The following is a 14,803-nucleotide window of genomic DNA, read 5'->3' as shown; positions in this document are numbered from 1 at the left end:
TGGTCCTGCAGGAGATTTGTAGTGGATGCATGATCTGGGTCGGTCAAGGCGTGATTGCGGCAGCTTTGATGGCATTGGCCATCGCACAATGCTCGACAATCGTTGACTCATCGACGAAGTCGCTATTGATGATGGAACACCGACTGATCCAGGGCACGCTGGGGTGAAACCAGATGTCCAGGTAGTGCTTGATGTCGGCGGGGCCAAGCAGGGAATAGCAGGTTGCCGACAGCGACCAGGGAAAAGTGCTGGAGACCGGCTCCTTGTCCAGGGTGCGGGCAATATGCAGGTACAGGTCCTGGGGGCTGGTGAAGGTGCTGTCCTTCCATTTGTGGCTGATTCTCGGCCAGAACAGTGTGCGGTCCAGGTCCAGCGAGCCGCTGGCGGCGAGCATCACCCGGCTGCGTGTGCGGGTGCGCTTGAGTTCGCCGACCGACAGGTCGGCGAGGGAGTGGGCAATGGCGTGAGGCCCCAGACGATCGGCCATCAGGTCGCTGAACGTCTGGTAGGGGAAGGGGTGTTTACCATCGCCCAACTGGTGAAAGTCGAGCATCAGGAACTCCCCGGGATTTTCCGTGATAAACGCCAGTACGGCCTCCAGCAATTCATCGAGGAGTCGTCCGGAGCGGCCGCCGTTGTGATGAAAGTAAAAGCGCTCGCCCTCCGCTCGCAACTCGTAGCCAATCCGAATATCAAAGGCCCGAACCCCCTGCGCCAACTGGAACGCAAATGAATCGTTCTGACAGGTTGTCCAGTTGCCGACAATCGGGCCGAAGTAACGTGCTTTTTTGTCCATTCCGCAGTTATGCGCGCCAGGCCATATTATGTCCGTGAGCTTGAGCTTTTCAATGCCGATCACTTCACTCATCCAGGAAGACTTGTTGATGTAAGCAGCGGTTGGCTGTGCCATTGAATGTCCTTGGTTTTGCAATTGGTTAGAGCGCTGGATGTTAATTCAATGCTTGGGTGTTGGCCGTTCATGCCGTGCTCATTGGACGGTGGGAAGAGTCACTTCTTTTCGTAGTGCATTGATAGTAGTGCTGTTTCGATCTTGGAAGTTGTGCGGGTTGGGGTTAGTCTTGCCCTCGTTCCGCCAGCTGACTGGCGGATGCACCTCAATGAATTAAAGGAATAATCCATGAGTGAACATAACGAGTTACCAGATTTTTCGTATGAGTCGCATTACAAACATACGACCCATGACTGGATGAGCAATGTAAATGCCATCGATAGTCTGACACTCGGCGAATTGGTCTTGCCGGGTGCGCACAACGCCGGCGTCGACAAAAAAGCCGACTACGTGGGCCCCGGCGTCGTCCACTGGGCTGCGTGCCAAAACAACGCCTTTCTCACCCAGTTGAATAATGGTGCGCGGGCCCTTGATCTCAGGTTGGAACAGGACGAAAAGGGCAACTTCTGGTGTCAGCACAATGGCTGGCGTTCATCGCGGGCCCTGGAAGACTTGATCATGGCTGTGGATCGCTTCCTGACGAACAATCCGGATGAATTTATCGTCCTCGACTTCCATGAAATGAGTACCCGCAGCCGACGTTTCGAACTCGCCGAATTTAGCCGATTGATGTTGACGCACTTGGGGACGCGCATGATTCCCACCCGCAACAGTTATTTGACATTGGGCCAGTTAAAAGAAATCAGCGGGCTGCAGAGGGTGATGGTGGCGACCCCGGATGGCCTTGACCGAGAGTATTTCAATTACAAAATCAGCCACCAATGGTCGGGCATCGGCAGTGCCAGTACCGATGATCTTCAGCGTTTCATCAGTCAGGTGATGCAAAGTCCCCCCAGGGAGTACTTGCCCTGGTCGCTGTCAGCCACGAGTTACTCCCTTGCTGAAGGTCCCAGAGATATAACGAGAACCCTGAATGAATGGTTCGACCCCGCACGTTCTGACTGGGCTTCCAAATGCAGCATTATCAACGTCGACTTTTTCGAGGAGTCGGATCTGGTGATGTTTTGCCGCTCGGCGAGTATTGCCAAGGCCAACGCCAAACGTGCTGATTTTTCGCCTGCGGACGGTGTTCCGAAGTAGTGCCTGTGTTGGCAAGGCAGGAATCAGTCTAATGAAACATGCCGCCGGAATGAGTTCGGCGGTTCATATATAAAAAAGGATTTGATAATGAGTGATGCACAACGGCCTGCAGACTTTGCCTATGCTTCCAGCGATCAATTTACGCACCGTAACTGGATGGGCAATGTTCCCATCATTGATGCATTGACCTTGGGCGAATTAGTGCTTCCCGGCGCGCATAATGCGGGGATGGACTTAGACGCCTGGTACCTTCCAGGGTTGGTTTCGAATTGGGTGGCTTGTCAGAATAATTCGTTTCTTGATCAATTGAATAATGGTGCCCGTGCGCTTGATCTAAGAATCGTGCAATTGCCGGGTGATAATTGTTTGTTTCAGCACAATTCGATCTTTTCCTCTCGGGCCCTGAGTTCATTGATCGAGGCGGTGAATGAATTCTTGAGTGCCAATCCGGACGAGTTCATTGTTCTGGATTTTCACGAAATGCGCGCGTCTGTTTCAGACTTCGATGCCGCTGAGTTTTCGAGGGTCATGAGCGCAGGACTGGGGGAACGTATGATTCCCGCCCGCAACAATCACCTGACATTGGGCCAACTGAAAAAAGCCAGCGCTGTGCAACGGTTGATGGTGTCGACTGAAGTGGATATTGATGGCGAAGGTTTCAATCCCAAAGTCCAGCATGAATGGTCGGGAATCGCGGTGACGACTCCCGACGAATTACACCGTTTCATTTCCGGGGTGATGCTGTCGCCACCCAGAAAGCGTTTGCCCTGGTCGCTATCCGCCACCTGCTACGCCGTACTTGGAGGTCCCGTCGACATTCAGGAAAAGTTGAACGAGTGGTTCGATCCTGCTCGAACGGATTGGGCATCGAAGTGCAGCATCATCAATGCCGACTTTTTCGAAGAGTCCAAACTGGTGCAGTACTGCCGGACGGCCAACGTGGTCAAGGCCTGGAGCAAGGTCAACACAACCACTCAATACGACCACTCAAATTAACCCGTGCCTCAGGCGTTATTGCGGTTCTTCTCTTCGATCCACTGGGACATGTACTGGGTGCTCTTGTGCTGATGATGGCGCAGCATGCCACCCATAAAGTTCGCTTGGCGCTGTTCAGTCAGGTGCTCGCGGCAGTGCTGCAAGCGGTTGATCAGCGCCGGCCCATGCACGTCCTGACGATAACGCCCGTTCAACACTTCGACGCCCGCGCTCTGCGCCTGCTGCCACAGGCTTTGGTCCTGGTACAGGCGCACCGCGGCGTCGGCCAGGCCTTGCGCGCTTTCGGCGATCGCGCCCGGCCAGGGCATGTCGCCAGCCATGGCTTCGGCACCGACCGGGGTGGTGACATTCGGTGTGCCACACAGCATGGCGTCGACAATCTTGCCCTTGATCCCGGCCCCGAAGCGCAGCGGCGCCAGGCAGATGCGCGCTGCCGACATCACCTGCAAGGCGTCCTCGGCCCAGTTCATGATGTGAAAACCCTGGGCAGCATTGTGCAGGGCCGTGGCCTTGGGCGGGGTGTAGGCGCCATAGATATGCAACTGGGCGCCGGGCAATTGCTGACGGATCAGCGGCCACACGGCGTTCTTCATCCATAGCACCGCATCCCAGTTCGGCGCGTGGCGGAAATTACCGATGCTCAGGAAGTGCGCGCGATCCTCAAAAGGTACGAAGTCTGCGCTCGGCGGATCGAGCATCAACGGGCACCAGTGCAGGGCGCTGGCCGGCAGGCTGAAGTGTTCCAGCAGCAACTGAATCTCGACTTCCGAGATCATCAGGTTGAGGTCGCAGCGAAACAGCGCGGCGATTTCCCGGCGGGCCAGGTCGGTGTCCGCCATCAGTGCGAACTCTTGCGCCAGGGCCGGGGCGAACAGTGAACTGAAGTCGTCCTGGTCATCGCTGGCCTTGAGTCGGTCTTTCAAGCGCTGATGGCGGGCATGCCGCAGGCTTTGCAGGTCCGAGGTTTCCAGCACGCGCACGGCGTCCGGGCAATGTTTCTCCACGCGCCAGCCGAACTGCTCCTCCATCATGAACTGGTCGAACAGCACGATGTCCGGCGCCAGTTCGCTGACGAAGCGGTCGAAACTGCTGTTGTTGAGCTCGATGGCGCATTCGCGAATGCCCATCGCCTGCAGGTCGGCCTTGTGCTCGCCGGGTCCGGCGGGGCTGCTGAAGGTGATGTCCCAGCCGGCCTTGAGGAACGTCTCGAGTATCTGCATGACATGCCCGCTGGCGGCGGACGAGCGCGGCTCGGGCCAGACGTAACCAATGACCAGGACCCTGGTTGCGCGAGACTGACTCATGAGCGGTATTTCCTTGAAACGACGGGGGGCGGCGGGCGAAGCGCGCTATTAAACCACAGGCCGCGGCCGCTCGATCAAGGCGTTGCCAGGATGCTCCTGACCTTGTCGCGCAATTGATCGATGGAGAACGGCTTGCCAATCACGTGCATTCCGTCAGGTACATCGATGGTCTCGGCATAACCGCTGGCGAACAGGATTGGCAGGGCCGGGCGCAGTGCGCGGGCCTGCTTGGCGAGCTCTTTGCCATCGATGTCCGGCAGGCCGACATCGGTCATCATCAAGTCGATCGTTTTGTCGGGGTCGCGCAGTATCGCCAATGCCGCTTCACCGTCGTCGGCTTCCAGTGCCTGGAATTCAAGTTCTTCCAGCACATCGACGATCAGCATGCGCACGATGTCATCGTCTTCGACTACAAGGAGAGTGGGATTGGCGTTAGACATAATGTGAGATCTCGACATGGGTGAGCGCAGGCGGGCAAAAAAATGACCGTAATGCCGCCCCTGTAGGAGCAGCATTAAAAACACAGTCCTTTTCATCAGTAAGTTGCAGGTCCCGACAAGTTCCCCAGGCGGTAAAAAAAGACCTTTGATGCAGTTCCCAACAGGATACCCGTAGCGCTGCAGGAATGGAGGGTAATGTAGGAAAATGCTGGCTAAGCTGTCAGAAAATTGCATGTCGAGCGCAATTTTGCGGCAGACTCCTTCATTTATGCCCGTTCACCAAGGTCTGCAAATGAACCCTTCAGCATCCGTCGATGAGCAAAGCTTCCGCAAACTCCTGAGTCGCAACATTGGCTTACCCTTGGCGGTGGGCGCGCTCAGCGTGGTGTTTTTCGTGGCGCTGATCACCTATTTGATGTCGACCATCCAATGGGTCGAGCACACCGACCGGGTGATCAATAATGCTAATGAAGCGGTGAAACTGACCGTGGACCTGGAAACCGGCATGCGCGGCTATCTGCTGACCGGCGACGAGCATTTTCTCGACCCCTACGAAATTGCCCGCCCGCGCATCATCGTCTCGCTCAAGACCCTGCAGGAGCTGACTGCCGACAACCCGGTGCAGGTCGACCGCCTGCGCCGGCTCGAAGCCATGCAGGAGCAATGGAACAGCTACGCCCAGGAAATGATCGAGTTGCAGCGCAGCAGCGGCGATTACCGCTCCGAGGTGCGCAACGGCCGAGGCAAGCGCCTGACCGATGAAATCCGCAAGCAGTACGAAGATGTCATCGACATGGAGCAGCAGTTACGCACCGCGCGCAATGAAGAGGTGCGACGCACCACGCTCTGGAGCATTTCCCTGTACGTGCTGTTCATCATCGCGATCAGTGGTTTGCTGGCCTACATCGGTCGTCGCGACTTGCTCAGCCTGTCCGCCAGTTACGCTGCCAACCTGGCGGCCCAGCAAAAGAGCGCGCGACGCCTGGAGCAGCAAGCCTGGTTGCGCAGCGGCCAGACCCAACTGGCGGAGCAGGTGCTCGGCCAGCTGTCGCTGAATCTGCTGGGGCGCAATATCCTGCAGTTCTGCGGGCAATACATGGGCACTGCGGTCGCCGCGGTCTACGTGCGCGAAGACCACGGCGGCCTCAGTCGAGTGGCGACCTATGGCTTGTCGCACGAACAGGAAACGCATGAGCAGGCGCTCTACAACGGCGAAGGCATTGCCGGGCAAGCGGTCCAACAGGGACGAATCATTCGTCTGGACGAGCTGCCGCAGGACTACTTCAAAGTCAGTTCCGGGCTCGGAGACGGCCTGCCGCGCAGTGTGCTGGTGGTGCCCACCCGCGATGACGGGCGAGTCAACGGGGTGATCGAACTGGGGTTCCTGCGTCCCCTGGAAGAGCGCGACATCGAGTTGGTGGAGTTGATTGCCGGCAACATCGGCACCTCGATCGAGGCCGCGCGCTACCGCCAGCGCCTGCAGGAAGTGCTGGCCGAGACCCAGCAGCTCAACGAAGAGTTGCAGGTGCAACAGGAAGAACTCAAGACCGCCAACGAAGAGCTGGAAGAGCAATCGCGGATTCTCAAGGAGTCCCAGGCCCATCTGGAAACCCAGCAGGTGGAGTTGGAGCAGACCAACGAACAACTCGCCGAGCAGGCCGAAACCCTGGCCGAGCAGCGCGACGCCATGGACCTGAAAAATACCGAGCTCAACCAGGCGCAGATTCAGCTTGAAGAGCGTGCGCAGGAGCTGCAGCGCTCCAGCAAGTACAAATCCGAATTCCTCGCCAACATGTCCCACGAACTGCGCACGCCGCTCAACAGTTCGCTGATCCTGGCCAAGTTGCTGGCCGAGAACCCCCAGGAAAACCTCAGCGCCGAACAAGTGAAGTTCGCCGAGTCGATCTACTCGGCCGGCAACGACTTGCTCAACCTGATCAACGACATTCTCGACATTTCCAAGGTCGAAGCCGGCAAGTTGGAGGTACGCCCGGAAAACACCAGCGTCGCGCGCCTTGTAGATGGTTTGCGCGGGATGTTCGAACCCCTGGCTGCCGACAAGCACCTGGCGTTCACCGTGCAGGTGCAGGCGGACGCACCGTCCTTCCTGTTCACTGATCGCCAACGCCTGGAGCAGGTCCTGAAAAACCTGCTGTCCAACGCCATCAAATTCACCGACCAGGGCACCGTCAGCCTGGTGGTCAGCGCCCAGCGTGGCGGCGGCATTGCTTTCGCCGTACGAGATTCGGGAATTGGCATTGCCCGCGATCAGCACGAAAGTATTTTCGAAGCCTTCCGCCAGGCCGATGGCACCACCAACCGTCGCTTCGGCGGCACCGGCCTGGGGCTGTCGATTTCCCGTGACCTGGCGACCTTGCTCGGGGGCACCATTACGGTCAGCAGCGAGCCGGGGCAGGGCAGTCTGTTTACCCTGGTGCTGCCTGAAGAGTTCGCTGAAAACGCCGAGGCGCCGGTGGCGCCGTTGATCAACGAGCCACTGCCTCTGCTACCCGTGGCACGACCGCCCGCGCCGGCTGAAGTGAAGATTGCGCGTTTTGCCGATGACCGTGACCTGGCGCCGTTCAACAGCCGCTGCATCCTGGTGGTGGAGGACGAAGCCAATTTCGCGCACATCCTCTACGACCTGGCCCATGAACTGGGCTACCAATGCCTGGTGGCCCATGGCGCCGACGAAGGTTACGACCTGGCCAGCCAGTTCCTACCCGACGCCATTCTGCTGGACATGCGCCTGCCGGACCACTCCGGACTGACCGTGCTGCAGCGCCTCAAGGAACATCCCGAGACCCGGCATATCCCGGTGCATGTAATCTCGGTCGAGGACCGTGTCGAAGCGGCCATGCACATGGGCGCCATCGGCTATGCCGTGAAGCCGACCACCCGCGAGGAACTCAAGGATGTGTTTGCGCGCCTGGAAGCCAAGCTGACGCAGAAGGTCAAGCGTGTGTTGCTGGTCGAGGATGATGACCTGCAACGCGACAGCATTGCCCGGCTGATTGGCGACGATGACATCGAAATCACTGCCGTCGGCCTGGCCCAGGAGGCCCTGGAGCTGCTGCGCGAGAACATTTACGACTGCATGATTATCGACCTCAAGCTGCCGGACATGCTCGGCAACGACCTGCTCAAGCGCATGTCCTGCGAGGAAATCTGCTCGTTCCCGCCGGTGATCGTCTACACCGGACGCAACCTGACCCGTGATGAGGAGGCGGAGCTGCGCAAGTATTCGCGCTCGATCATCATCAAGGGCGCACGTTCGCCGGAGCGATTGCTCGATGAAGTGACATTATTTCTGCACAAAGTCGAATCGCGGTTGTCCCATGAGCGCCAACGCATGCTCAAGACCGCTCGCAGCCGCGACAAAGTCTTCGAGGGGCGCAAGGTGCTGCTGGTGGACGACGATGTGCGCAACATCTTCGCCCTCACCAGCGCCCTGGAGCACAAGGGCGCGATCGTGGTCATTGGGCGTAACGGTCATGAGGCGATCGACAGACTTAATGAGGTCGAGGACATCGACCTGGTACTGATGGACGTGATGATGCCGGAGATGGACGGTTTTGAAGCGACGGTGGAGATCCGCAAGGATCCGCGCTGGCGCAAACTGCCGATCATCGCCGTGACCGCCAAGGCCATGAAGGACGATCAGGAGCGCTGCTTGCAGGCCGGAGCCAACGATTACCTGGCCAAGCCGATTGACCTGGACCGGTTGTTCTCGCTGATTCGCGTGTGGCTGCCGAAGATGGAAAGAATTTAGTGGAACGCGATACCGACATTGAACTGCGGCTGTTGATCGAGGCGATTTACCTCAAGTACAGCTATGACTTTCGCGATTACTCTGGCGCTTCGATCAAGCGCCGGGTCAATCACGCCTTGAATCAGTTCGAGTGCAAGACCATCTCCGCGTTGCAGGAACGGGTGTTGCACGACCCCCGGGCGTTCATGCAGCTGCTGCAGTTGCTGACGATTCCGGTCAGCGAGATGTTTCGCGATCCCTCGCACTTCCTCGCGATTCGCCAGGAAGTGGTGCCGTTGCTCAGGACCTGGCCCTCGATCAAGATCTGGATCGCTGGCTGCAGCACGGGCGAGGAGGTGTATTCGATGGCGATTCTGTTGCGCGAGGAAGGCCTGCTCGAACGCACTATCATCTATGCCACCGACATCAACCCGCGCTCGCTGGAAAAGGCCAAGCAGGGGATCTTCTCCCTGGAGAATATTCGCGCTTATACCCGTAACTATCAGCAGGCCGGTGGGCAGTGCTCATTCTCCGACTACTACACGGCGGCCTACGACTACGCGATTTTTGACAAGAGCCTGCGCGACAACGTGACCTTTGCCGATCACAGCCTGGCGACGGACAGCGTATTCTCAGAAACTCAATTAATCTCATGCCGTAATGTGTTGATTTATTTCAATAAAAAATTGCAGGATCGAGCCTTTGGGCTGTTCCATGAGTCGCTCTGCCACCGCGGCTTCCTGGTCCTGGGCAGCAAGGAAACACCGGACTTCTCGGCCTACGGCAAGCGGTTCGAGCCCTTGGTCAAACACGAACGGATCTACCGCAAATCATGACGACACAGCCGCCAGGCCCGCGCATCGAGGCCATTGTGATCGGCGCCTCCGCCGGTGGCGTGGAAGCCTTGCTGAGTATTTTCAGCGCCCTGCGGGCGGGTTTTCGCTTGCCGATCATTGTGGTCCTGCACTTGCCGGAGCAGCGCAACAGCCAATTGGCGGACGTCATGGCCAGGCGCGTACCGATGCCGGTGATCGAGGCTGGCGACAAGATGCCGATCGAGGCGGGCACCCTGTATCTGGCGACTCCGGGCTATCACCTGTCGGTGGAGTTGGACCGCAGCCTGTCGTTGAGCCTGGAAGAGCGCCTGCACTATTCGCGGCCCGCCATCGATTACCTCTTCGAATCGGCGGCCGATGCCTATGGCGCCGGGTTGCTGGCGGTGCTGCTGACCGGGGCCAACCACGATGGCGCCCGGGGGTTGGCACAGATCAAGCACCTGGGCGGCATCACCGTGGTCCAGGACCCGGACGAAGCCCAGGTCTCGACCATGCCTGACGCGGCGCTGGCCTTGCACGATCCCGATCATATTCTCCCTTTGCACGGCATTGGCCGTCTGCTTGTCGAGCTGGAACGAACCTCATGCTAAGTACTGTCCAGGCCAAACTACTGATTGTCGACGACCTGCCGGAAAACCTGCTGGCCCTCGAGGCGTTGATCAAGCGTGAGGATCGTGAGGTTCACAAGGCTTTATCCGCCGACCAGGCCCTGTCGTTATTGCTGCAACACGAGTTCGCCCTGGCGATCCTCGATGTGCAGATGCCGGGCATGAACGGCTTCGAGCTGGCCGAGTTGATGCGCGGCACGGAAAAGACCAAGAACATTCCCATCGTCTTCGTCAGCGCCGCCGGCCGCGAAATGAATTACGCCTTCAAGGGGTATGAGAGCGGGGCCGTGGACTTCCTTCACAAACCCCTGGATATCCACGCGGTGAAGAGCAAGGTCAACGTGTTCGTCGACCTGTATCGCCAGCGCACCGCGATCAAACTGCAGGTCGAAGCCCTCGAGCACAGCCGCCGTGAGCAGGAGGCCTTGCTCAAGCAGTTGCAGGCCACCCAGGGCGAACTGGAGCAGGCAGTACGGATGCGCGATGACTTCATGTCGATTGTCGCCCATGAGCTGCGTACGCCCTTGAACGGGCTGATCCTGGAAACCCAGCTGCGCAAGATGCACCTGGCCCGGGACAATGCCGCAGCCTTCACCCTGGACAAGATGCACGCGATGGTCGATCGCGATGAACGGCAGATCAAGAGCCTGATCCGCCTGATCGAAGACATGCTCGACGTGTCGCGGATCCGCACCGGCAAGCTGTCGATCCGCACCAGCCATTTCGACCTGGTGAAGCTGGTGGGCGATCTGTTGCACAACTTCGCCGCTCAGGTCGGAGCGGCCGAGGCGTCCGTGAGTTTCACGGGTGAGCAGCCGGTGGAGGGCGACTGGGACGAGTTCCGTATCGAGCAGGTGGTGTCCAACCTGTTGACCAATGCGCTGCGCTATGGCGGCAAGAGCTTGATCGAGGTGCGGGTCTATGCCCGGGACGGCCAAGCCTTTATCGAGGTTCAGGACCGTGGCATCGGCATCAGCGAGGAGAACCAGCAGCGCATTTTCCAGCAGTTCGAACGCGTCAGCGCCAAGACCGTGGTCGCCGGCCTTGGCCTGGGGTTGTTCATTTCCGAGCAGATTGTCGCCGCCCATGGCGGCGCAATCAGCGTCGAAAGTGCAATCAACCAGGGCGCATTATTCCGCGTGCGCCTGCCCCTGCAGGACTGTACGGAAAATTAAACGCAACCTCTGCATGACCGCATGGTCGTAATATCAGCTATTGACCGAACAAAGGCTTCCCATGAGTGATGATGCACGAGATGTCGTATTGATCGTCGAGGATGATCCATCGATCCTGATGGTCCTCAGCGCCTATCTGAGCGGCGAGGGTTACCGCGTCCTGGAGGCGGAGAACGCCGAGCAGGCGTTTGCGATTCTCGCCACCAAACCCAATCTGGACATGATGATCACCGACTTCCGCCTGCCCGGTGGAGTCAACGGAGTGCAGATTGCCGAGCCGGCGGTGAAGTTGCGCCCGGAACTGAAGGTGATCTTCATCAGCGGCTATGCCCAGGAAGTGCGCGAGACCGACAGTCCGATCACCCGCAAGGCGCCGATTCTCGACAAGCCGTTCGACCTCGACGAACTGCAGGATCTGATGCAGGACATGCTCTCCTGAGCCTCACGCGCTGATCATCTCGCGCACCTTGGCCGTCAGCAGGTCGAAGGTGAACGGCTTGGTGATCAGTTGCATCCCCGGATCGAGAAACCCGCCGCGTACTGCGGCGTGTTCGGCATAGCCGGTGATAAACAGGACTTTCAGATCAGGCCGGTACTGGCGGCCAATTTCCGCCAGTTGCCGGCCGTTCATGCCGGGTAGGCCGACATCGCTGATCAGCAGGTCGATGCGTTGTTCGGAGTCGAGGATCGGCAGCGCGCTGTCGGCATCCCCGGCCTCGACAAAGGCATAACCCAGTTCGCTCAAGACCGCACTGACCAGCACCCGCACCGCCGGATCGTCTTCGACAATCAACACGGTTTCGCCCGCTTCGGCGTTTGGCGCGTGCAGGGCCGTGGGCTGCGGCGGCTGGTCCAGATCGCCGCTGTAACGCGGCAGGTAGAGGTTGACCGTGGTGCCGACGCCGACCTCGCTGTCGATGGTCACATGTCCGCCGGACTGCTTGCTGAAGCCGTAGATCATTGAGAGTCCCAGGCCGGTGCCCTGGCCAATCGGCTTGGTGGTGAAGAACGGGTCGAAGGCCCGGCTGATGGTGCCCGCCGGCATGCCGCAGCCGTCGTCAACCACGCTCAGGACCACGTAGTCACCCGGTTGCAGATTGCCGTGGGCTTCGCTGAAGGCGTTGTCCAGGTATCGATTGAGCGTTCGCACGGTCAAGGTGCCGCCGTCGGGCATGGCGTCACGGGCATTGAGCACCAGGTTGAGCAGTGCGCTTTCCAGTTGATTGGCATCGGCCTCGGCCACCCATAGCGCCTCGCTCAGTTGCATATTGAGTCGGATGCGCTCATCGATGCTGCGCGTCAACAATTCGGACATCGACTGCACAAGGCTGTTGATGATCACGGGCCTGGAGTCCAATGACTGGCGCCGGGAGAACGCCAGCAGGCGATGGGTGAGGGCGGCGGCACGGTTGGCGGAGGTCACGCCGAGGTCGATCAGCCCGTCGAGATCCTCGGTACGCCCCCGGGCCAGGCGCCGGCGCAGCAGCTCCAGACTGCCGATGATGCCGGTGAGCATGTTGTTGAAGTCGTGGGCGATACCGCCGGTGAGTTGGCCGACCGCTTCCATCTTCTGCGACTGGCGCAGGGCTTCTTCATTGTGCCGCAGCTGCGCGGTGCGCTCCTCGACTTGCTGTTCGAGGGTATCGAGCGCCTCCTTGAGGCGCAGTTCACTCTGGTACAGGTCGATCAGCCGGTCTCGGGCCTCGTATTGGCGGCGGCGGCCACGCAGGGCGGTGGTCACCAGGCTGATCAGGGTCACCGGATGAAACGGCCGTTCGAGGAAGGTGATGTTGCCCAGTTGCGGGCCGAAGCGCGAGATGGGATTGTGCTCGCTGCCGCCGTGGTGCGTCAGCAGCACGATCGGCAGGTCGGACCAGGTCGGTTGTTGGTCGATCAGGTCAAGCAAGGGACTGATGTCGACATTGAGCAGGGCCTCGGAAGCGATCAGCAACAGGCCGGCGCCTTTTTCCAGTTCATCGCACAGCGCGCTCAAGCGCGGAGTGATCAAACCGTCATAGCCGGCCTGGTTGAGCAGGCGCAGGGCAATCTGGCTGTCCCGCCCCAGTGGCGCGAGGATCAGGGCACGCTCGGCCAGCACCTTGGACTTGCTCAATGATCGATATCCATCAGTAGCGGGGCGTTGGCGCCAAGGTAGGTCGGCACGCCACGCAGCACGCCCTGGAACGCATCCAGCGGTTCGCCGATGGTCATGCCGCTACGGCTGATGCGGTATTCACGAATGGTCGACTCATGGGCGCCGGTGCGTTTCTTGATGATCGAGATCGCCCGGCGTACCTTGCCCAGGGCTTCGAAGTAGCGCAGCAGGATCACTGTGTCGGCCAGGTAAGTGATGTCCACCGGGGCCTGCATGTCGCCGACCAGGCCGTGTTGGGCCACGGTCATGTAGGTCGCTGCGCCCTTGCGGTTGAGATACAGCAACAATTCATGCATGTGCAGCACCAGAGCGTTTTCCTCGGGCATCGCCGCCTGGTAGCCGTTGAGGCTGTCAATGACTACGGTCTCGATTCCATGGTCGTCGACGCAGCGTCGGACCCGGTGGGAGAACTCGCCGGGAGTCAGTTCTGCGGCGTCGACCTGTTCGATGATCAGGTCGCCGGTGTCCTGCAACGCCTGCAAATCGATGCCCAGGTGGCGCATGCGCTCGTACAGCAGGCCCAGTTCTTCATCGAAAATAAACAGTGCGGCCTTTTCGCCCCGGGCAACCGCGGCGCTGGCGAAAATCATCGAAATCAGCGATTTGCCGGTGCCGGCCGGCCCCAGGATCAGGCTGCTGGAACCGGTCTCGATACCGCCACCCAGCAGCGCGTCCATTTGCGCAATACCGCTGCTCAACTGCCGGCGGGTATAGGTGCCGCGATGCTCGGCGGCCACCAGGCGCGGGAATACCTTGACTCCGCCTTCGACGATGGTGAAGTCATGGAAGCCGCCACGGTACTTCTGACCCCGGTACTTGACTATCCGCACCCGTCGGCGTTCGGCGCCGTAGCTGGGGGTCAGTTCCTCCAGACGAATGACGCCGTGGGCGACGCTGTGCACGGTCTTGTCGTTCGACTCGGTGGTCAGGTCATCCAGCAGCAGGACGGTGGCGTCGTAGCGCACAAAGTAGTGCTTGATCGCCAGGATCTGCCGGCGATAGCGCAGGGAACTCTGGGCCAGCAGACGGATTTCCGAGAGGCTGTCGAGCACCACTCGGGTCGGTTTGATCCGTTCCACCTCTTCGAAAATCTGCTTGGTCGATTCACCCAACTCCAGGTCGGAGGAGTGCAGCAACGATTGATGCTGCTCGTTGTCGAGCAGGTTTTCCGGCGGCGTCAGCTCGAACACATGGATGTTTTCATCCAGATCCCAGCCATGTGATTTCGCACCCTGGCGCAACTCACGCTCGGTTTCCGACAGGGTGATGTACAACGTGCGTTCACCGGCGCGGGCGCCAGCCATCAGGAACTGCAAGGCCACCGTGGTTTTACCGGTACCGGGTTCGCCTTCGAGCAGGAACATGTGCCCTCGGGACAGGCCGCCAGCGAGGATATCGTCGAGGCCCTCGATACCGATTTCGGCTTTGACACTCAGCAACTCATTGGATGTAGACAAAAAACGCCCTCTCATGGCTAGGGAAGTGCTA

Annotated in this window: 12 protein-coding genes; 7 read left to right on the top strand and 5 right to left on the bottom strand. The window is 59.4% G+C overall.

All coding sequences use genetic code 11. The annotated features are described in order from the left end of the window. Positions 1 to 43: 43 nt before the first annotated feature. On the bottom strand, positions 44 to 910 hold the full coding sequence (locus tag KW062_RS17885) for a phospholipase (protein ID WP_105754622.1): 867 nt from the start codon (positions 908 to 910) through the stop codon (positions 44 to 46). 228 nt (positions 911 to 1,138) lie between these two features. On the opposite strand from KW062_RS17885, the gene KW062_RS17880 reads away from it, so the two are divergent. Both KW062_RS17880 and KW062_RS17875 read left to right on the top strand, forming a co-directional pair. Continuing rightward, a complete protein-coding gene (locus tag KW062_RS17880; RefSeq protein ID WP_105754621.1) occupies positions 1,139 to 2,050 on the top strand; it encodes a phospholipase in 912 nt (303 codons plus the stop codon). Positions 2,051 to 2,137: 87 nt separating this feature from the next. Next, on the top strand, positions 2,138 to 3,046 hold the full coding sequence (locus KW062_RS17875) for a phospholipase (protein WP_105754620.1): 909 nt from the start codon (positions 2,138 to 2,140) through the stop codon (positions 3,044 to 3,046). An 8-nt stretch (positions 3,047 to 3,054) separates the two neighbouring features. On the opposite strand, the gene KW062_RS17870 is transcribed toward KW062_RS17875, so the two are convergent. Together KW062_RS17870 and KW062_RS17865 are read right to left on the bottom strand one after the other, a co-directional pair. Beyond that, positions 3,055 to 4,350 carry a glycosyltransferase gene (locus KW062_RS17870; RefSeq protein ID WP_105754619.1) on the bottom strand — a complete coding sequence of 432 codons (1,296 nt, stop codon included), beginning with the start codon at positions 4,348 to 4,350 and terminating at the stop codon, positions 3,055 to 3,057. Positions 4,351 to 4,424: 74 nt separating this feature from the next. Continuing rightward, entirely contained in the window at positions 4,425 to 4,790 is a 366-nt protein-coding gene (locus tag KW062_RS17865; protein WP_105754618.1) for a response regulator, read from the bottom strand. Between the two features lie 292 nt (positions 4,791 to 5,082). Between KW062_RS17865 and KW062_RS17860 the strand changes: the two genes are divergently transcribed. The 5 genes from KW062_RS17860 (at position 5,083) to KW062_RS17840 (ending at position 11,599) form a co-directional block, all read left to right on the top strand. After that, the gene (locus KW062_RS17860) at positions 5,083 to 8,562 is read left to right on the top strand and encodes a response regulator (protein ID WP_027616302.1); all 3,480 of its coding nucleotides are present in this window, start codon (positions 5,083 to 5,085) and stop codon (positions 8,560 to 8,562) included. Next, positions 8,562 to 9,377, top strand: a complete 816-nt coding sequence (locus tag KW062_RS17855; RefSeq protein ID WP_105754617.1) for a CheR family methyltransferase — start codon at positions 8,562 to 8,564, stop codon at positions 9,375 to 9,377. The genes KW062_RS17860 and KW062_RS17855 overlap by 1 nt, the downstream gene beginning before the upstream one ends. Then, positions 9,374 to 9,967: a chemotaxis protein CheB gene (locus KW062_RS17850; RefSeq protein ID WP_027616304.1), complete on the top strand. Its 594-nt coding sequence runs from the start codon at positions 9,374 to 9,376 to the stop codon at positions 9,965 to 9,967. Before KW062_RS17855 ends, KW062_RS17850 begins: the two co-directional genes overlap by 4 nt. After that, positions 9,961 to 11,160, top strand: a complete 1,200-nt coding sequence (locus KW062_RS17845; protein ID WP_027616305.1) for a hybrid sensor histidine kinase/response regulator — start codon at positions 9,961 to 9,963, stop codon at positions 11,158 to 11,160. The genes KW062_RS17850 and KW062_RS17845 overlap by 7 nt, the downstream gene beginning before the upstream one ends. Before the next feature lie 61 nt (positions 11,161 to 11,221). Further along, positions 11,222 to 11,599, top strand: a complete 378-nt coding sequence (locus KW062_RS17840) for a response regulator (protein ID WP_105754616.1) — start codon at positions 11,222 to 11,224, stop codon at positions 11,597 to 11,599. Positions 11,600 to 11,602: 3 nt separating this feature from the next. On the opposite strand, the gene KW062_RS17835 is transcribed toward KW062_RS17840, so the two are convergent. Together KW062_RS17835 and KW062_RS17830 are read right to left on the bottom strand one after the other, a co-directional pair. Beyond that, positions 11,603 to 13,273, bottom strand: a complete 1,671-nt coding sequence (locus KW062_RS17835; protein WP_105754615.1) for an ATP-binding protein — start codon at positions 13,271 to 13,273, stop codon at positions 11,603 to 11,605. Then, positions 13,270 to 14,772, bottom strand: a complete 1,503-nt coding sequence (locus KW062_RS17830; RefSeq protein ID WP_105754614.1) for an ATPase domain-containing protein — start codon at positions 14,770 to 14,772, stop codon at positions 13,270 to 13,272. Before KW062_RS17830 ends, KW062_RS17835 begins: the two co-directional genes overlap by 4 nt. Between the last annotated feature and the right edge of the window lie 31 nt (positions 14,773 to 14,803).

The organism is Pseudomonas fluorescens, from assembly GCF_019212185.1.
In the GTDB taxonomy this organism is placed as follows: domain Bacteria; phylum Pseudomonadota; class Gammaproteobacteria; order Pseudomonadales; family Pseudomonadaceae; genus Aquipseudomonas.
Note: the sequence above shows the minus strand (reverse complement) of the source record. Positions and strands in the feature narration are given on the sequence as shown.